This window comes from Epilithonimonas sp. (assembly GCF_056329745.1).
In genome coordinates, this window is record NZ_JBWEYV010000001.1 from 120934 (window position 1) to 141508 (window position 20575).

Consider the following 20575-nt stretch of genomic DNA (forward strand, 5'->3'; position numbering starts at 1 on the left):
AGATGATGGATATAAGAAAATCACTAAAATATTTAATCACCTTCTTACTGGCAGTTTGCGCTGCCGGTAAGGGGTATGCAGAGAACGGGTATGATTTGTGGTTGCGGTATCAAAAGATAGAAAATTCATCTCGCCTCAGCTATTACAAAGCAAAACATCAAAATATCATATTTGAAACTTCTTCACCAAGATTGAACGCGGCAAAAGAAGAACTGAAAACAGGATTGAAAGGCCTTTTGGATATCCAATTGCCTGAAAATAATGAGTTGCTAAAAAACAGCCTTCTTATTGGCACGCCCAAATCCTCAAAACGTATTGCCCAACTCAGCTTTGCAAAGGAAATCAATCAACTGGATGATGAAGGATTTATGATCCGCACTGCAATGGTGGAAGGCAAGCCTATTACCGTGCTGGCCGCAAAAAACGATATTGGCGTGTTGTATGGTTTGTTTCATTATCTTAAGCTGATACAAAGCAATCAGTCACTCGATCAGTTGGCTATTAAAGAGGAACCCAAATTACAATACCGGGTATTGAATCATTGGGATAACTTAAATGGTACTATTGAGCGTGGATATGCCGGATATACCCTTTGGGACTGGGAAAGATTGCCGATGTATAAAGATAAAAGGCTTACCGATTATGCCCGGGCAAATGCTTCGTTGGGTATTAATGGCGCAGTGCTGAACAATGTAAATGCTAATGCAAAAAGTTTGCGTACTGAATGGCTCGTGAAAGCTGCTGGCTTGGCCGATGCATTTCGCCCGTATGGAGTTCGGGTTTATTTAACAGCACGATTTAGTGCTCCGAAAGAGATTGGAGGACTTTCTACGGCAGATCCCGCAGATCCAAAAGTGAGACAATGGTGGAAAGATAAGGTAAAAGAAATCTACAGCATTATTCCCGATTTTGGAGGTTTTCTGGTGAAAGCCAACTCCGAAGGCCAGCCGGGTCCGCAAGACTATGGCCGTACACATGCCGATGGAGCCAATATGATGGCAGAAGCTCTTGCACCCTACGGTGGTGTGGTGTTCTGGCGCGCATTCGTATATCAAAATGAGCGGCATATCGATCGAGTGATGAATGGGTATGAGGAGTTTAAACCATTGGATGGACAATTTGCACGAAATGTTTTTGTACAGCCGAAAAATGGACCGATTGATTTTCAGCCTCGCGAACCCTTTCATCCCTTGTTTGGCGCTATGCCGAACACTGCTTTGTCGATGGAATTTCAGATCACACAGGAAAATTTGGGACATTCGATGCATTTGGTATATCTCGGTTCTTTGTTCGAAGAAACTTTACAATCAGATACCTACGAAAATGGAAAAGGTTCTACCGTTTCCAAAGTGTTGCAGCATTATAAAAAAACGAAAGGCATCTCAGGTATTGCCGGTGTTCCGAACACAGGTACCGATCTTAATTGGACTGGGCATCTTTTCGGGCAGGCCAACTGGCATGCTTTCGGGCGAATGGCATGGAATCCGGATCGCACCGCAAAAGAACTTTCCGAAGAATGGATCAGAATGACATTTTCCAACGACCAACAGGTTATTGAACCGATTCAGAAAATGATGCTGATGTCTCGCGAGGCCGCCGTTAATTATATGATGCCGCTTGGTCTGAATCATATTATGAATTACGATACCCACAATGGTCCCGAACCCTGGCATGATGATCCAACGTGGAAGGCTTCGGATTATCATAAAGTGTCTAAAGATGGAATCGGAATCGACCGTTCTTCACGCGGTACCAATGCCGTAGGACAATACCATTCGCCACTGCGCGAGGAACTTAATTCATTAAAAACCTGCCCGGAAAATCTGTTGCTTTGGTTTCACCGTGCGCCTTGGGACTATAAAATGCGCTCTGGGAAAACGCTGTGGGATGAAATGGTGAGCCACTATTATCAAGGCGTACAATCGGTTGAAGAAATGGAAAATATCTGGGCTTCTTTGGAAGGGAAAATTGATCAGGAAAGATTTGACCATACCCGTACTTTGCTGAAAATGCAGGAAAATGAAGCACGATGGTGGCGTGATGCCTGTGTTCTTTTCTTCGGAAAATACTCAGAGAAACCTATTCCTGCAACTTTCGAGAAACCAAATCATTCTTTAGAATACTATCAAAGTATTCCATTTCCATACAACTGGGATTCTACATTATATTTTAAAAAATAAGTTATCATGAGTGGAAATTATAAAAACTGGCTGATTGGCCTTTTAATGTTTTTTTCTTTTGCTTCTATTCAGGCACAATTAAAAGTGGCTTGTGTAGGTAATAGTATCACCGAGAATAGCGCGTTGGCGGCCGATCAGAAATATCCGGCTATTTTGCAGAAACTGCTCGGTAAAGGCTACGAAGTACGCAATTACGGCATCAGCGCAAGAACAATGCTTAAAAAAGGAGATCATCCGTACTGGAATGAGCAAAAGTATAAAGACGTGCTGGCCTGGAACCCGGATATTGTGATTATTAAGATGGGAACCAATGATGCAAAGCCCAGAAACTGGCAATATAAAGAGGAATTTGTGAAGGATTATGTTGAATTTGTTCAATCATTTAAGGCGCTTCCTAGCAAGCCAAAAATTTACGTTTGCTATCCGTTGCCCACATTTCCCAACAATTTTTTACCCGTGGACGACAGCTTGATTATCAATGAAGTACTCCCAAGGGTGAAAGAGGTGGCGAAAATAACCCATTCTACGCTCATCGACCTGCACACACCTTTGCTAGGTAAGCCCGACTTTGTATATGACACGGTGCATCCAAATGAAAAAGGAACAGCTGTGATGGCAAGAGTGATTGCAAAAGCAATTGATCCAAAAAGGAATTTTCCTAAACCCGCAAAAGAAAAAATTGAAGTTATTTTTGTTGGGAACAGTATTACAGAATCCTATTATCTAAAACAAACGCCGCCAGCGATTGCCGCAAAAGAGCTGGATAGTCTTGGATATGAAGTTCAGTATGCCAACTGTGGCATTAGCGGTTTTACCACTTTTAATTTTCTTCCCGGAACCCAAGCCTACAAAAAAGTGACCGATGCCGCGGATAAAATGTATAAAGACAATGCAACTTTACTTTTCTCGATCAAACTTGGCACCAATGACAGCGCCGTGAAAGGAACCGAAGGCGCACCCGTTTCGCCGGAAATGTATGAGAAAAATATGCAGACAATTATTGACCATTTGCATCAGGCCTATCCTAAAGCGAAATTTGTATTGCAAATGCCACTTTGGTATAGCCCCAATACCCACAACAGCGCAGTTTATCTCCAGGAAGGTCTTGATCGTTTGAAAAGTTATCGTCCGATCATCAAACGGCTGGCGCAAAAAAATGCATCATTTGTAACCGTGGGAGATCAAAAAGGTTTTGACATTTTTAGAAAAAATTATAAACAATATTTAGAACCTCAGTCCGGCAATTCCGGTACATTTTATCTGCACCCGAATCAAAAAGGTGCGGAAATCCTGGGTGGTCTCTGGGCCAAAAGTATTGATCATTACCTAAAAACGCTGAAGAAATAAGGTTTGTAATCCAAAAACAGGAAAATAAATAGTTATACCCATAAAAACCAAAAAAATATGAACAAATACAGGTTAATCCCGTTGCTGTGTTTCATGTGCACCATGATTTTCGGGCAGAAAAAAATTGAACTCACCTCGCCGAACAAAGACCTCAAAGTAGTGGTTGATGTAGGCGATAAAATTCGCTATTCCGTCTTTGCCAACGGTACTATTTTATTAAAAGACAATGCACCGGCTCTGCATACTGGTAAGGAAGTTTTAGGAGAACAACCAAAATTATCCGCTCAAAAAAGAACCTCCGCAGATGAAATACTAACACCGACAATTCCCCTCAAATTTTCAAAAGTAAAAAACAAATACAATCAACTTACGTTGGATTTTAAAGGAGGTTATGCGTTGGAATTCCGAGCTTTTGATGATGGGGTAGCCTATCGGTTTGTGACGTCCCGAAAAGGAGATATGGAAGTGATTGCAGAAGATTTTAACGTAAATTTTCCGTCTGCATATACGCTCCATTTGCAGCAACCCGGTGGTTTCAAAACAGCATATGAGGAACCTTACACGCAGATTCAAAGCAGTGAATGGAAATCGACAGACAAAATGTCTACCCTTCCGGTACTCGTTGATACCAAAAATCAGTATAAAATCTTAATTGCAGAATCTGATGTTTCCGATTATCCTGCAATGTTCCTAAAAGGAAATGGGAATAATGGCCTGAAATCGGCATTCCCGAAACAGCCTCTTGCCTTTGGCGATGATGGTGACCGAAGCGTAAAATTGGTAAAAGAAGCAGATTATATTGCCAAAACAAAAGGAACCCGCACTTTACCATGGCGTTATTTTGTGATCACAAATGATGATCGTAAGTTGATTGAAAATACGATGACTTATCAATTGGCACCAAAGAGCGAAATTAAAAATACAGATTGGATAAAACCTGGAAAAGTAAGTTGGGAATGGTGGAATGATGCATCACCGTATGGGCCGGATGTTAATTTTGTGGCCGGTTACAATCTGGATACCTACAAGTATTACATCGATTTTGCTTCAAAATATGGCATTGAATACATTATTATGGATGAAGGTTGGGCAAAAAGCACACGCGATCCCTATATGCCTAATCCTGCAGTGGATGTTCATGAGCTGATCCGCTATGGAAAAGAGAAAAATGTAGGAATTGTTTTGTGGCTGACCTGGCTAACCGTTGAAAATAATATGGACCTTTTCAAAACTTTTTCTGAATGGGGAGTGAAAGGGGTAAAGATCGACTTTATGGATCGCAGCGATCAATGGATGATGGATTATTACGAACGTGTAGCAGCAGAAGCGGCCAAATACAAACTATTTGTGGATTATCATGGATCGATAAGTCCAAAAGGTTTAGAGTATAAATATCCCAATATTATCTCTTATGAAGGAGTTCGCGGTATGGAGCAGATGGGAGGTTGTACTCCTGATAACAGTGTATATTTTCCATTTATGCGAAATGCAGTAGGACCGATGGATTATACTCCGGGTGCGATGATTAGCATGCAGCCAGACGTATATCGTGCAGACCGTCCAAACTCTGCAAGTATCGGAACAAGAGCCTATCAGATGGCATTATTTGTAATTTTTGAAAGTGGCCTGCAGATGTTGGCCGATAACCCAACCATGTATTACCGCAATGCAGAATGTACAGAATTCATTACACAGGTGCCCACCACATGGGACGAAACCAAAGCATTAAAAGCCGTAGCCGGTGAATATGCGATTGTTGCGAAAAGGAAAGGCAACAAATGGTATATCGGTGGAATGACCAATAATGCCCAAAAGGAAAGAACTTTTGAAATTCCGTTGGACTTTTTGGAAAAAGGTCGCTCTTACAAAATTACGTCTTTCGAAGACGGAATTAATTCCGGACGTCAGGCAATGGACTATCGTAAAAAAGAAGCGCAGACCAAAAAAGGTGAAATGCTGAAGATTAAGATGGTTCGTAATGGTGGATTTGCGGCGGTGATTGAATAGTGATTGAATAATCATAGCCCTTATCATAAGGTTAACAGGAAGCTGGCCCAAAAGGGATGGCTTTTTTGTTCCGATATGGAAAGAGAAAGCAATTTTCTTCTTTACCTCTTGAGATAATGAAATGAGATTATGTGATGAAATATCGTAGTATTAAACATTTCATAAACCCCAATGCTAGATAAAAAAACCACCTGTTTTTAAAGCAGGTGGTATTCTATAAAAGAAAAATTTAAATGATTAGTTTTTGATTACTTTGTATGTTTTTGTGGTATTATCTGAGGTGGTAATTTTTACCAAATAGACCCCTGCTGGGAAGGTGGCAAATGACATTTGAGATACATTTTTCCCGGCTTCTTTTACCAACTGTCCCGTCTGGCTATATACCGAAATGCTCTTCACCTGGTCAAAGTTGCTGATGTTCAACATGTCTTTTACCGGATTAGGCGATAGTGCGATTTTTGCACCTTGAATATCTGGTGTGCCCAATGATGCATCTTTGAGTTTTACCACCCAAAGGTCAAAATCGCCGTGATTCATTGTTATATCGCCGTCCGTAGAATTGGTGTATCCGGAAATGATATATCCATCAGGTGTTTGTGCAATAGAATGTGCAGAATCATCTTGGGCGCCTCCCATAGCCTTTTGCCATAGCAATGATCCAGAATTATCAAATTTAACAACCCAAAAATCTTCCCAATTGCGAAACCCAGTTACGTCGCCATCATTGGATCGTGCATTTCCTGCAAGAATGAAATTCCCATCCGATATTTTTTCAAGAGAATATCCTCTGTCATCTTGGCTTCCTCCAAAATTCTTTTGCCATACCAGTGTACCGCTATTATTGAGTTTTACCACCCAATGGTCAAATCCCCCTTTATTATTTGTGATGTCACCATCGGTAGAATTTGAATACCCTGCAACTATGTAGCTGCCATCTGCCGTTTGCACGATAGAGCGGGCAATATCATCTTTTGCACCTCCTAAAGTTTTTTGCCATTGTAGAGTTCCGCTACCATCAAGTTTTACGACCCAAAAGTCTTCCCAATCTTTGTATCCCGTCACATCACCATCAGTTGAACGTGCAGTACCTGCAACAACGTAACCCCCGTCTGTGGTTTGCTGTATAGCATACGCTCGATCATCTTGACCTCCTCCAAAGTTTTTCTGCCATTGGATGACACCAGCAGGATCTAGTTTTACGATCCAATGATCGAATCCACCCTTGTTTCCCGTTACATCTCCATCGGTAGAGTTTGAGAATCCCGCAACGATATAGCCACCATCTGTGGTTTGGATAATAGAACGAGCCTCATCGTCTTTACTACCACCATACGTTTTTTGCCACTGGATGACGCCATTGCTATCGAGTTTTACCACCCAATAATCTTCCCAGTTTTTATAACCTGTAACATCGCCGTCATTGGAACGCGTAGTGCCTGCAATAATATAACCGCCATCTGAAGTCTGTTTTACAGAATATCCGCGGTCGTCTTGGCTTCCTCCCAATGATTTTTGCCATTGTAATGCACCCGAGCCGCTCACTTTTACTACCCAAATGTCACGCTGTCCTTTATTTCCAGAAACGTCACCATCATTGGAGTTCGAGGTTCCAACCAGAATGTAACCACCATCGGTAGTATATTGCACGGTAGTAGGACCTGGTTCTTTTCCTCCTTCCTTTACTTCGGTTGCGCTACCTCCATAGGATTTTTGCCAGTCAATTGCAGGCACTGTTTGAGCTACTGCTAGCTCAGTTAATGCAAACACTGCCGCTAAGCCTAGTAGTTTGCTTTTTAATCTGTAGTTTTTCATTCTAATAATAATTTGATTTTTGTTAATAAAATAGATTAATTGATATTATTGATACCTATGAACATATTTAAAAAAAATACAAATCAATCAATATAAAATCGTTTTAGTAAATTGATTAAAAAATTTTTATTATGTTACATGACAGATATCGCATCAAATATAAAAATAAGATGAAAATAAAAAAATATTAATATAAAATTAATATTAAAAAAATATTTCCCATGTAAAACATCACCAACAAATCACTTAAAATCAGATACTTAAGGCGTAATTTTGAATTTTAAATTTATTATTTTAATTGATATAAAATGTAAAACAGATTGAATATGGGATAAATTTCTTCTAAATAATAACAATTAAAATCACCATTTTTTAATTTAAAAAGTGATAAATAATAAAATAAATTTCCGCACTGCAAAATGAAAAGTGTAGAATCTAAAACTAAAATATGATCAAAAGAACAAAATATTTTCTAAATCGATTTACGAATAACTAGTTTTGATGAATTTTCAATATGTCCCCTTTCACTATTATTCAGCATTTCTGCCAACCGTTGACCCATTTTAAAGAAATCTGTAGAAATTGTAGTAATACCACCTGAAACTACTTTTTTAAGAGGCGTTTCGTTATAAGATATAATTCCGACGTCCTCTCCTATCATTACATTGTTTTTCTCGCAACTTTCCAAAATTTCTACTAATTGACGATCATTAGGAATTAGAAAGAGCTGTCCTTTTTCTATTGTATGGTTTTCCAAACTGGAAATTACGGAATGCCGCACATCATAAGCCTCACAGTATTTCTTAAAGCCTTTCACCATATCGATGGGTTCCTTTTCACCGGGAAATACGATAATATAATGATCGTACTTTTGAAGTATATTCTTTGCCGATTTTAGGGACTTGTAAATATCTTCAACAAAATTCTGATAAATTGCTGAATACTTATTCAGGGTCGGACGCATTTGATCGATAATGTATACATCTTCTTCAGGTAATTTGGAAATAACTTCCTCCACTCCTTCGAGATTACCAGGCATGATAATGTATTTTGAATAATCACCCATATTATCGAAAATGAACTTCCGAAATGTATTGAGGTTAAAATGATGAAAAAACACATCTACATGCACGTTGGGTAGCGATTTTGATAAACCATTCAAAAGATCTTCTTTGAAAGAATTGAGTTCATCAAAAAGAACGAAATAGTTTTTGTTGTATATAATATTTTCAGTACGTATATAATAGCCTTTTGCCAGAACCGACTTCACCACCCCTCTTTTTTTGAGCTCTTCATAAGCGCGTAACACCGTATCTCGGGAGATTTTGTACTCGATACACAGTTTATTAACGGATGGTAAGCGATCATTCCGGAATATTTTTTTTTGAAAAATGGCATTTTCTATACTTTTTACAATCTGTTGATACAGTGGCTCTGCGCTTTGTTTATCGATACTTATTATTTTCATGATCTCTAAAATCCGGTAGGTTGAACAATACAAACTGGTAGGTATTGGTATGACAAGATAATAAATGTTTTTAATTTTAAACCCAGGTACCCTTTTCGTTTTCAAAGGAAAATAGTATCATGATTACTAATACATTATAACAATTGCTATTATTATTTTTTATGATGAATCCATCTAAAAATTTCACACAATCGTTAGTAAAACAGGCATGAAGGTGACTTTCTGTGATTTTGGAGCTGCGATTACATCGATAAAAATCCCTTTGGATAACCAACTTGTGGATGTAGTACTCGGTTTCGACCATATAGAAAACTATCAAAAATCCTACGAATTGACCGCAAAACCTTTTCTGGGAGCGGTGGTGGGATTACATGCAGGAAGAGTAAACGGCGGAAAATATCATAGTGGAGAACAAACCGTTCAACTGGAAAAGAATACCGGAAAACACCACCTTCACGGAGGAACACTTAACCTCAGCAACCAATTTTGGAAACTCATTTCACAAACCGAAGATGAAATCACCTATTCAATTCTTGTGAACGACGGAAAGACACAAGTGACAGCAGTTTATCACCTAAAAGATTTTTGTATTCAGGTTACACTAACTGCCCAAACCAAAGAGGAAGTCTTAATTAATCTGACACAACATTCGTATTTTAACCTTCAGGGTCATGATGGTGATGTTACTCAGCTAAAAATGAAGATCAATGCGGATCGCATCTTAGAAACCGACAATGACTTAATACCAACAGGAAAAATGTTGGAGGTGAAGGATACAAAATTTAATTTTCTAAAATTGAATAACTGCCCTGCAGAAATAGACACATCTTTTGTAATTAATAACCTGAATCAGCCTGCCGCAATACTTTATAACCCGAGAAACAAACTAAAAATGGAAGTCCGCACCAATCAACCCACTGTGCATGTTTATGTGGGTGGGGCTTGTGCGCCTCTAGAAGGAAAAGGAATGGTTTCCTATCACAAGACGAGTGGGATTTGCTTTGAAGCTCAGAATTATCCGGATTCTCCCAATCATGCCAACTTCAAAAATGGTATTCTTTTTCCTGGCGAAACCTACATTAATCAAATTGAATATTCCTTTTTTCACCAACTTTAAATTATCAGAATAAAATAAATCACAACATGATTATGAAAAACACCCTTATTACTAAAACGATTGAGCAATTCCGGCAAGATTTTTTTGAAGAACCCGACATTATTGTACTTGCTCCAGGAAGAATTAATATAATTGGAGAACACATAGACTACAATAATGGTTTTGTACTCCCGGCTGCGATAGACCGATATATTTGCTTTGCCGTTTCGCCGTCAAAAAAAAATGATGAAAGTCGATTTATCGCTATCGATCTGGAAGAAAGTCATCTCCATCATGGCGAGCCCCAACCTTTGGAAGGTCATTCTTGGGTCAATTATCTTTTGGGAGTGATTCATCAGATTCAGGAAAGAGGTAAAAAGGTTCCGGCGATTAATCTTGCATTTAGCAGTAATATTCCGATGGGAGCAGGCTTATCATCCTCTGCGGCGCTAGAATGTGGATTTGCATATGCATTAAATTCACTGTTCAATTTTGGTTTTTCAAAAGAAGAACTGGCTCTTATAGGGCAAAAAGCCGAACACACTTACGCAGGTGTAAACTGCGGTATAATGGATCAGTTTGCCTCCGTTTTTGGTGAAGAAAATAAAGTATTCAAATTGGATTGCGACACGCTGGATTATGAATACTTTGATGCTGATCTTGGTGAGAATACATTGATTCTTTTGGATAGTGGTGTTAAACATACACACCTCACATCTGGGTATAATACCAGTAGGAAAAAGGTAGAAGAAGGTTTATCAATCATTAAAACAAATTACCCATTCGTAAAAACCTGGCGACATGTTACGCACCAAATGATTGATGATATCAGGGAGAAACTTGGAAATGATGCTTATCAAAAAAGCAATTTTGTTGTAAATGAAATAGAACGTGTTTCCTTGGCTGCTGACGCGTTACAGAATAAGGATTTTGAATCACTCGGTACACTTATTACCAAAACCCATGACGGACTTTCCAAACAATATGGTGTAAGCTGTGACGAATTGGATTTTCTTGTCGAAAAAGCCCTTCAGCAGGAAGGTGTTTTAGGGGCACGGATGATGGGTGGAGGATTTGGCGGTTGCAGCATTAATCTTGTGAAAAAACAACAGATGCAAAAATTTATTGATACGCTGACCGAACTATACCAAAAAGAATACAATATAGATCTACAAGTCTATCCAATAAAAATTGCAGAAGGTGTGCATGAATATAAGAAAGAAACTAAAAAGTTTGATGTAAAAAACCAACCTCACCGCCGTTACAACCCGCTTTTGGATGAATGGATTTTGGTTTCACCACAAAGAGCAACCCGGCCTTGGCAGGGACAACAAGAAAAACCAACTTCATTAATCAATCCAAAGTATGATTCAGATTGTTACCTCTGTCCAGGAAATGCAAGAGTGAATGGAGATAAAAATCCTGATTACAAAGGGACATATGTTTTTAATAATGATTTTGGGGCACTTTTACAGGAAAAAGGGCAGTTAGATGAAGAGCATTCGCACGATGAGCTGTTTATGGCCAAAGCAGAACGGGGCATCAACCGTGTCATCTGTTTTTCAGATGACCATAGTTTGACATTACCCCTCATGAACGTTGATGCCATTAAACATGTGGTTGATGTCTGGCAGAACGAATACAACACATTAGGCCAGCTCCCTTATATAAATTATGTACAAATATTTGAAAATAAGGGACAGATAATGGGTTGCAGCAATCCGCATCCACACGGGCAAATCTGGGCACAGGAACACATTCCCTCTCTGGTGGCAAGAACGCAGGAAAACATGCAAAATTACTATCGGAAAAACGGAATTTCGCTATTGCAGGATTACCTTGAAAAAGAAATCGAAAACGGCGAGCGAATCGTATTGGAAAACAAAGATTTTGTGGCATTAGTTCCTTTTTGGGCAACTTGGCCATACGAAACGATGATTGTAAGTAAACGTCATATCTCGAACATTGGTGATTGTACCGAAGAAGAAAAATGGTCATTGGCTCAAATTATCAAAGATATGACGACTAAGTATGACAATCTTTTTGAGATTTCCTTTCCTTATTCGGCTGGAATTCATCAAAGTCCAACTGATGGCAAACAGCATCCGGAATGGGATTTCCATATGCATTTTTATCCGCCTTTACTTCGATCCGCCACCGTAAAAAAATTTATGGTAGGATACGAACTTCTTGCCGAAGCACAAAGGGATATTACGCCCGAGCAAAGTGCGGAAACACTGAGGAAACTGCCTGTTTTGCACTATACCGCGAATAACAATGGTAACAATATTCATTAACTCGTATTAGCGTCATCAATGAAAATAAATACTGATTATTTAAAAATTGCGATCACTTTTTTGCTTTTAATTTCCTTCCGAACATTAGCGCAAGAAACATTTAAGTTCAACGTCTCTGATTCCGCCAGGTCAAAGTTGAATGTCAATCAAATATCTGGACCACAAACGGGAGAAGTTCAAGCCTTTCTTCCATCATCACCAGAAAAACGAACAGGCAGAGCTATAATTATCTGTCCTGGTGGTGCTTACGCATTTGTGGCAACCGATCATGAAGGGGTAAAATGGGCTCCCTTTCTCAATGAAATGGGAATCGCTGTTTTCGTCCTGAATTACCATTTACCAAATGGAAATCCCAGTATTCCATTAAATGATGTAGAAAAGACCATCAAAACAATTAATGAAAACTCAAAATTATGGGGCATTAATACTGCGGATATTGGGATTATGGGCTTTTCTGCAGGGGGTCACTTAGCATCTACCGCTGCCAACCATATCAGAAAACCTTACAAACCTGCTTTTCAGATCCTTTTTTATCCCGTAATCACCATGGATAAAGCAATTACTCATATGGGTTCCCATGACAATCTACTGGGAAAAAATGCAACTTCTGAACAAGAAATTGACTATTCTAATGAACTACAGGTCAATAATGAAAGTCCCGCAGCTCTTATAATTTTGTCGGCAGATGATAAGGCAGTTCTTCCCCAGAATAGTATCAACTACGCAAATGCTCTTCTCCAACACCATATTAGTACATCGCTTCACCTCTACCCGATAGGTGGACACGGATGGGGATTTGACACCAAATATGAGTATCATGAGGTAATTCTTGATGAGATTAGGAATTGGCTGTCCCATTTAAAACCTAAGAACTAGCTACTGTAGTATGATTTATTTTACAATTTCGACTTGTAAAATAAGATTTGTCTTGGATTTCAAAAAAAAATTCTATTTTTACTAAATCGTATTAGTATATAAATTTAATTTTATGAATTTCTCTTTACAAGGCAAATACGCAAGGCATTATACAAAGGTGTTACTCCTACTTTCTCTATGTGGATCAATGGTTTATGGGCAAAATTTTGTAAAATTTGTGAATCCCTATATTGGGACAGGAGGCCACGGACATTCTTTCATGGGCGTTACAGTACCTTTTGGTGCGGTACAGATTGGTCCCAACAACTTCAACAAAGGATGGGATTGGACATCTGGATATCACTACTCCGATAATGTAGTGACTGGTTTTTCCCATCAACACCTTAATGGTACAGGATGTGCAGATGGGGGTTCGCTCCAGTTTATGCCTTATACTGGCGCTGTAAAGTCAGAAAGAGGCACGCAGGAAAATTCAACTTCAGGATACAGTTCCCATTACTCTCATCAACATGAGGAGTCCACACCAGGCTACTATCAGGTTTTCCTGGAAGATCCAAAGATTAATGTAGAACTTACTGCCAGCAATCGCGTTGCGTTTCACAAGTACAACTATCCTAAAAATACGGATCAGGAAAAGCGTTTAATTATCTCTTTATTTGATGCGAACGGTAGTGAAACCAAAGAAACTTATATCGAGCAGAAGGATGACTATACAATTCGAGGCTATCGCTTTGCCGATGGCTGGGCCAAAAAACAACAGTTTTATTTTACGGCAAAATTTTCGCAACCTGTTAAACTATTAATTTATGCAAATAATGTCTTTGTTGAAGGTAGAACTTTTAAAGGGGTTAATGTAAAAGGTAATTTTCTATTGGATCCCAAAACAACCGAATTGAAGATAAAAGTAGGCGTTTCTCCTGTTAGTATGGATAATGCTGAAAATAATATTACAACGGAAATCAACCATTGGGATTTTGCCCGGGTGGTGAAACAGACCAATGCGCTATGGAATCAGGAATTGGGGAAAATTAAAGTAAAAAGTAAAAACACAGATGAAAAACAAATTTTTTATACCGCGCTTTACCATGCCTTTATGCAACCAAATGCCTTTAACGATGCTGATGGAACTATAAGAGGTGCCGATAAAAAAATATATTCCGAGCCTGGTTTTACCAATTACACCCAACTTTCGCTGTGGGATACTTACCGTGCTGCACATCCTTTTTATACTATTTCTCAACCCGAAAAAGTGGCCGATTTTGTAAATACCATGCTTGCGATTTATAAACAAACGGGGATGCTTCCCATTTGGCATTTATATGGTTCCGACACTTACGAAATGATTGGTGTTCCCTCAGTTATGGTAATTTCAGATGCCATTCTTAAGGGATTTAAAGGATTTGATTACGAACTAGCCTTTGAAGCCATGAAACATTCGATGATGTCGGATTATAAAGATTTAAAATACCTAAGAACCAATGAATATATCCCCAGCGATCTTGCAAAAGAATCTGTGGCAAAAGGCTTAGAATATGCCATTGCAGACCATGCGATTGCGAAAGTGGCTAAAATATTAGGTAAAAAGGCTGATGCTGAAATATTTGCCAAACGTGCCCAATATTATAAGCTTTACTGGGATCCTGAAACTGAATTTTTCCGAGGCAAAAGAAAAGACGGCTCATGGAATGTACCTTTCAATCCCTATAATTCTACCCATCGGAATGATGATTACTGTGAAGGTACTGCTTGGCAGTACACATGGTTGGTTCCACAAGATGTCCCAGGATTAATCGGATTATTTCCAAGTGAAAAAGCCTTTTCTGCAAAACTGGACGCTTTGTTTGTTGTGAAAGGTCTAGATGGTGAAAATACATCCCCTGATATATCCGGTTTAATTGGACAGTACGCGCACGGCAATGAGCCCGGACATCACACTGTCTATTTATACAATTATGTAGGAGAACAGTGGAAAACAGCAGAAAAAGTTCGCTTTATTTTAAAAAACATGTACCATAATAATCCTGACGGCTTGCAGGGCAATGAAGATTGTGGACAAATGTCAAGTTGGTATATACTATCAGCTTTAGGTTTTTATCAGGTAAATCCGGCCGGCGGCGATTTTATTTTTGGAAGCCCTTTGTTTGACCGCGCAGTGATAAAACTACCAGGGAATAAAAAGCTGAAAATAAAAACAATCAACAATTCTGACCAAAACATTTATATCCAATCTGTAAGATTAAACGGTCAACACTACACAAAAAGCTATATCAGCTACGCTGACCTAATGGCGGGTGGTGAATTGGTTTTTGAAATGGGAAATACACCTTCGGATTTCGGAAAAAATCCTTCAAACCGACCTTTTTAAATAACAAATTACGATGCAATCAATGGTAACCCATACGATTAAAATTATTCTGATTATAATATCAATCAGCTTACATATCAATGTAAAAGCTCAAAATAATTGGTCGGATATTTCAAAAGATCGAAAAGAGGCGGTAGATACCGATAGTTTGACACAGAAAGGATACACCCTGATTTGGATTAATAAAGATCCGGATTTCAATATGCTCCTCAAAAAAGAATTGATGGATACCTATTTTAAAAACTATCCAAAACTAGCTCAAGAATACAATCCAAAAACACGTAAGAAAGTTTATTTTATCATCGATCCGGATTATAAGGGCGTAGCAGCTACGGATGATGGTGTCGTACGATACAATCCGGAATGGTTTCGTAAAAATCCTTTCGATATTGATGTAGTAACCCATGAAGTAATGCATATTGTACAAGATTATCCCAATAATTCCGGTCCATGGTGGATTACTGAAGGAATTGCGGATTATGTGCGGTATGTATATGGCGTTGCAAATGGGAAAGCAAACTGGAAATTGCCGGAGTATAATTCTAAACAGAATTTTGATAACTCCTATCGCGTTACTGCCCGCTTCCTTTATTGGATCGAGCGTCATGTTAAAAAAGGATTTGTTAAAAAATTGAATCTGGCGATGCGAGAAAAAATCTATACCCCTCAGTTCTGGAAAAACAACACCGGAAAAACGGTTGAAGAATTGTGGACAGCATATGGTGAAAAACCATCAATACAGTAAAAAAAATAATCAGAAAAACATGAATAAACGACATTTAATTTTTAGCATTTTACTATCCATAGGAACCTCCTGCACTTTATCCAGTCAGAAACTCCAAGACAATATTCTGCCGAGTTGGGCATTGGGTGGATTTGAAAGACCTCAGGGATTAAATCCTATTATTTCACCTACAGAAGCAACTTCATTCATCGATCCCAATACCGGAGAAAAAAATTATTGGGAGTCCAATGACACCTTTAATCCCGCAGCGGTTATTAAAGATAACAAAGTTGTTGTTCTTTACCGTGCAGAAGATAAATCTGGTGTTGGAATAGGGAGTAGAACTTCTCGACTGGGTTATGCCGAAAGTAAGGATGGGCTCCATTTTAACCGCATGAGCCAACCGATTTTTTACCCAAGTCCTGACTGGCAACAAGGTAATGAATGGCCGGGTGGAACCGAAGATCCACGAATTGCCGTAACCGAAAATGGATTATTTGTGATGCTATACACACAGTGGAATCGAGATACCCCACGATTGGGAGTAGCCACCTCTAGAGATTTAAAAAATTGGAAAAAAGACGGACCCGCTTTCGCCAAATCCCCAAAAGGGCGTAATATTATAAATCGTTCTCATAAATCAGCTTCGTTATTGACCAAAATTGTTAATGGCAAACAAGTCATTGCAAAAATTAATGGTAAATATTGGATGTATTGGGGTGAAGAGGGAGTTTATGGAGCAACTTCCGAAAACCTGATTGATTGGGAACCTGTGGTAGATAAAAATAATAATCCTATTGCGTTTATATCGCCTCGGGAAGGTTATTTCGACAGTCAACTTACCGAATGTGGTCCACCTGCAATTTTAACGGATCAGGGTATCGTATTGCTGTACAATGGTAAAAATCATGAAACAAAAGGAGATGCCAGATTCAATAAAAATGCCTATTGTGCTGGTCAGGTCCTTTTTGATAGTCAGGATCCTACCAAAGTAATTGCCAGACTGGATGTTCCTTTTTTGCGCCCCATGGCAGATTTCGAAAAAAGCGGACAGTATGTTGACGGTACCGTTTTTATAGAAGGTCTTGTGTACCATCATAATAAATGGTTTTTATATTACGGTTGTGCCGATTCAAAAGTTGGGGTTGCTGTTTATGATACCTCAAAGAAAAAAAATGGCGATGAAATTCCCTTACGTCCCTAATAAATTTTGAAGAAATAGAAATCTATAAATCTTCATCAACCCTAAAAAAATTCCTACGTAAGCCTTAATTTATTGCCTCTTAAAGCAACAAATTAAGGCATTAGGAAATCACAAAAATCTTACTTTCTTCATTAATGCGTTTTACCACATTTTCTGTACGCTCTTTGTGGGTGTCGGTGATGAAGATTTGGCCAAAACTCTCTTTGTTGACCAATTCTATAAGTTGAGAAACACGCGTGTCATCCAACTTGTCAAATATGTCATCCAAAAGCAAAATGGGAGATTTACCTGTCAGTTCCTTGATCCTATTGATCTGAGCCAGTTTAAGCGAAATCAAAAAGGATTTTTGCTGACCTTGAGAACCTATTTTTTTTATAGGATTGCCATTCATTTCAAACGCCAGATCATCTTTGTGCGTACCCTTTGAGGTGTAGGTCAAAACCCTGTCTTTATCAATACTTTCCGAGAGAAGCTGTTTAAAATCCATATCGAAAAGGTGGGATTCATAATTTACGCTCACTTGCTCTTTCCCGCCGGAAATAATCTCGTAAAAATGCTGAACAATAGGGTTGAGTTTTTCTACAAAATCTTTCCGTTTTTCAAAAATCCGGGTTCCGAAGATTGAAATAGGATCATCATAGATCTCAAGAGAATCTTTATCAAAACTTCGGTTTTTTGCAAAATATTTGAGTAAAGCATTTCTCTGCTGGATGGTTTTCTGATATTGGATCAGGTCAAAAAGATAAGAAGAATCGGTCTGCGAAATCATTGCATCCAAAAACTTACGGCGGCTCTCCCCCGAATCTGAAATGAGGTTGGAGTCGTATGGCGAAATCATCACACTTGGCAAGTAACCTATATGATCTGCCAGCCTATCATAGGCTTTATCATTCTTTTTAATCAATTTTTTGGATGCCCTGGGTTGCAGGATTTTGATAATATCTTCTTTGTCATCATTTTTTATTTCGGCTTCCACCACAAAAAAATCTTCGCCGTTTTTGATATTATTAAGATCAGAATTTCCGAGGAAACTTTTGCCTACAGAAAGATAATGCAGGCCATCCAGAACATTGGTCTTCCCTACCCCGTTGTTCCCCACAAAACAGTTAATCTGAGGCGAAAAATCAAATTGCTGTTCTGCATGGTTTTTAAAATTGATAAGTGAAAGTCTATTGATGATCATAATCCTAAAATATTTTCAAGAGATCTAGGATTTTGATGATTTTCCCAAAATTGATTCAAAATTATTAAGAAATGAAGACAACAAACCGTAATCTTTTGATTTACAAATTGTTTGATTCAGCTTAAGTTTCACTTCATTAATATTTCCCATCACTTAAAAATTTCAGTAAAGATAAAATTAAATAACCAAAAAATCAATTTCCAGAATTGACAAAGTGAGGAATGTCCGCGGCAAAATTATTCATTGGCATCATATCATTCCTATACCGATTAAAGTCAAAGGAAGAATTGTTATCAAAAGGCACTTTTGGATAATACATAAAAGAAATCTGAATCCGGTTGAGGACAAGATAAGGATTATTAATCAGTACACCGACACCAATTTTGGTATTCACATTGGTTTTCAGCAACTTTTCATTTGGCATCGCAAGCCATCCGGCAGCGGCAGTTATGTAAGGGCTGAAATGAAAGTTTTTCCAGGTTTTATTGATAAAAAACTGAAGCTGGTAACGCAGAACCATTTTCTTGGTACCAATGTAATCTGTACTGTAGATGGGAAATTCGTCTCTCGCAGAAAGATTGATGCGGTCTCTATAAGTATAATTATTTTCGGGATTTCCCAAAGCTAGCGTGGGGGAAAAGAAATGCCTCACCTGCGCAAATCTCCAGTTAAGTAAATTCGTAAAATAAAGACCTTCCAGTCGGAATGCTTCCCTATTCTGGCGATCCTGATTGAAAAATCTTCCAAATTCACCTTTGATATTGAAATACCCCCAACCTGTAAAATCACCATACGCTGCCGATAAACCGAGATAAGGAATCATTTCTTTGCTACGGACCATAAACCCCGAAGTTGCTGTGAAGGCGTTACCATAAGGGATATCTTCGGGAAGATTATACTGATAAACCTGCTTTTCTACCGAAAACTTGCGCTGAATAAATCCACCGGAAACCAAAAAACTGTTGTACGAACGGAAAAAGTCATATTTGTCAGCGGCGGGATTATCTTTATACTGGAAATTCTGAAAACGTCCAATTAACGCAATGTTACTGGAAATCCTTTTCATGGGATCTGATGAAACCGGAATCTGGTAACCACCCCACAAATCTTGGCTGTAAACCTTTATCTGTACCTGCGGAAAAACCGCTAAATCTTCCACTGGCAGCTGCACATGGCGCATAAAATAATCAAAGTTAAAACCGCCGGCCCACTTTGTTAACGGAGAAAAAAAGTCGCGGCGTGCTGCGAGTGTAATCCTTTCATTTTTAAAAAAATCCTTTTCTGCAAGCACCTGCGCATTAATATAACTTCCAAAAAGATTGTTGGCCAAATAGCTTGCATACCAATAATCTTGTTTATCCTTAGAATCATTTCGATACAAAAAATCAGCCTGATGTCCTAATCCTAAAAAATTTTCTTCCGAAACACCTAACCCAATTTTGCTTCCCGAGTAACTGAAACGCGGTTTCAAACTCCATGAATCCAATACTTTTACAACCACATCGATAGAGTCATTGCTACTTTGTTCCACTGCAATATTTACCCGGTTAACGAAAGGCATGGTTCTCAGTAGACGTTCGGATTCGTAAAGCTTTTGTGCGTTGTAAGGCTCACCTTTTGCAAAAAGCAGGTAATTCCGGATTGTAGAAATCCGGGTATTGGAGTGCAAATGATTGGTAAACCAGTCATACCAATATGTTTTTTCTTTCTTTTCATCGGTATTATAACCAAAAGGATCGATGGCTTCTATTTTCACATTGCGGATTAATTTGCCATCATAGGTGGACTGCTCTTGCTTCTCTGTCCTGGTGGAAACTGACGCAGAATCTGCTTCTCGACGGAAGATAAATCGATGGATAAACTTGGTAAATTTCCTTTTGTCAGAGAACTTCTCAATTTTATAATAGAGAGAGTCTTTCTTTTCCTGGGCAGGCAGAGCGTTACAACAAATCAACAGAAGGATAAGAACTGATAGTATTTTTTTCATCAAAGATTGAGCAATTAACAGAACTGCTT

General features: G+C 38.6%; 13 protein-coding genes. 9 read left to right on the forward strand and 4 right to left on the reverse strand.

Going from position 1 to position 20575, the window contains the following annotated elements:
* Positions 1 to 2 precede the first annotated feature (2 nt).
* From AC00Y6_RS00570 to AC00Y6_RS00580, 3 genes are read left to right on the forward strand one after another with little or no spacing between them, the layout of a single operon-like run.
* Positions 3 to 2180 carry an alpha-glucuronidase family glycosyl hydrolase gene (locus AC00Y6_RS00570; protein ID WP_474488675.1) on the forward strand — a complete coding sequence of 726 codons (2178 nt, stop codon included), beginning with the start codon at positions 3 to 5 and terminating at the stop codon, positions 2178 to 2180.
* A gap of 6 nt (positions 2181 to 2186) precedes the next feature.
* Entirely contained in the window at positions 2187 to 3527 is a 1341-nt protein-coding gene (locus AC00Y6_RS00575; RefSeq protein ID WP_474488676.1) for a GDSL-type esterase/lipase family protein, read from the forward strand.
* 57 nt (positions 3528 to 3584) lie between these two features.
* Positions 3585 to 5534, forward strand: a complete 1950-nt coding sequence (locus AC00Y6_RS00580) for a glycoside hydrolase family 97 protein (RefSeq protein WP_474488677.1) — start codon at positions 3585 to 3587, stop codon at positions 5532 to 5534.
* A 237-nt stretch (positions 5535 to 5771) separates the two neighbouring features.
* Here AC00Y6_RS00580 and AC00Y6_RS00585 read toward each other — a convergent pair whose 3' ends face one another.
* Both AC00Y6_RS00585 and AC00Y6_RS00590 read right to left on the reverse strand, forming a co-directional pair.
* On the reverse strand, positions 5772 to 7346 hold the full coding sequence (locus AC00Y6_RS00585; RefSeq protein ID WP_474488678.1) for a T9SS type A sorting domain-containing protein: 1575 nt from the start codon (positions 7344 to 7346) through the stop codon (positions 5772 to 5774).
* Between the two features lie 472 nt (positions 7347 to 7818).
* Complete coding sequence (locus tag AC00Y6_RS00590) at positions 7819 to 8814, reverse strand: GntR family transcriptional regulator (RefSeq protein WP_474488679.1); 996 nt, start codon at positions 8812 to 8814, stop codon at positions 7819 to 7821.
* A 190-nt stretch (positions 8815 to 9004) separates the two neighbouring features.
* Here AC00Y6_RS00590 and AC00Y6_RS00595 point away from each other — a divergent pair, with 190 nt between their 5' ends.
* The 6 genes from AC00Y6_RS00595 (at position 9005) to AC00Y6_RS00620 (ending at position 17376) form a co-directional block, all read left to right on the forward strand.
* Positions 9005 to 9931, forward strand: coding sequence for an aldose epimerase family protein (locus AC00Y6_RS00595; protein ID WP_474488920.1), 927 nt, complete (start codon positions 9005 to 9007; stop codon positions 9929 to 9931).
* Between the two features lie 32 nt (positions 9932 to 9963).
* A complete protein-coding gene (locus tag AC00Y6_RS00600; RefSeq protein ID WP_474488680.1) occupies positions 9964 to 12207 on the forward strand; it encodes a UDP-glucose--hexose-1-phosphate uridylyltransferase in 2244 nt (747 codons plus the stop codon).
* 18 nt (positions 12208 to 12225) lie between these two features.
* The gene (locus AC00Y6_RS00605) at positions 12226 to 13083 is read left to right on the forward strand and encodes an alpha/beta hydrolase (protein WP_474488681.1); all 858 of its coding nucleotides are present in this window, start codon (positions 12226 to 12228) and stop codon (positions 13081 to 13083) included.
* Between the two features lie 112 nt (positions 13084 to 13195).
* Complete coding sequence (locus tag AC00Y6_RS00610; RefSeq protein ID WP_474488682.1) at positions 13196 to 15448, forward strand: GH92 family glycosyl hydrolase; 2253 nt, start codon at positions 13196 to 13198, stop codon at positions 15446 to 15448.
* 13 nt (positions 15449 to 15461) lie between these two features.
* Positions 15462 to 16193: a basic secretory protein-like protein gene (locus AC00Y6_RS00615; RefSeq protein WP_474488683.1), complete on the forward strand. Its 732-nt coding sequence runs from the start codon at positions 15462 to 15464 to the stop codon at positions 16191 to 16193.
* 19 nt (positions 16194 to 16212) lie between these two features.
* Positions 16213 to 17376: a glycoside hydrolase family 130 protein gene (locus AC00Y6_RS00620; protein WP_474488684.1), complete on the forward strand. Its 1164-nt coding sequence runs from the start codon at positions 16213 to 16215 to the stop codon at positions 17374 to 17376.
* A 100-nt stretch (positions 17377 to 17476) separates the two neighbouring features.
* On the opposite strand, the gene recF is transcribed toward AC00Y6_RS00620, so the two are convergent.
* Both recF and AC00Y6_RS00630 read right to left on the reverse strand, forming a co-directional pair.
* A complete protein-coding gene (gene recF / locus AC00Y6_RS00625) occupies positions 17477 to 18559 on the reverse strand; it encodes a DNA replication/repair protein RecF (RefSeq protein ID WP_474488685.1) in 1083 nt (360 codons plus the stop codon).
* Between the two features lie 193 nt (positions 18560 to 18752).
* The gene (locus tag AC00Y6_RS00630; RefSeq protein ID WP_474488686.1) at positions 18753 to 20546 is read right to left on the reverse strand and encodes a hypothetical protein; all 1794 of its coding nucleotides are present in this window, start codon (positions 20544 to 20546) and stop codon (positions 18753 to 18755) included.
* Positions 20547 to 20575: the final 29 nt, after the last annotated feature.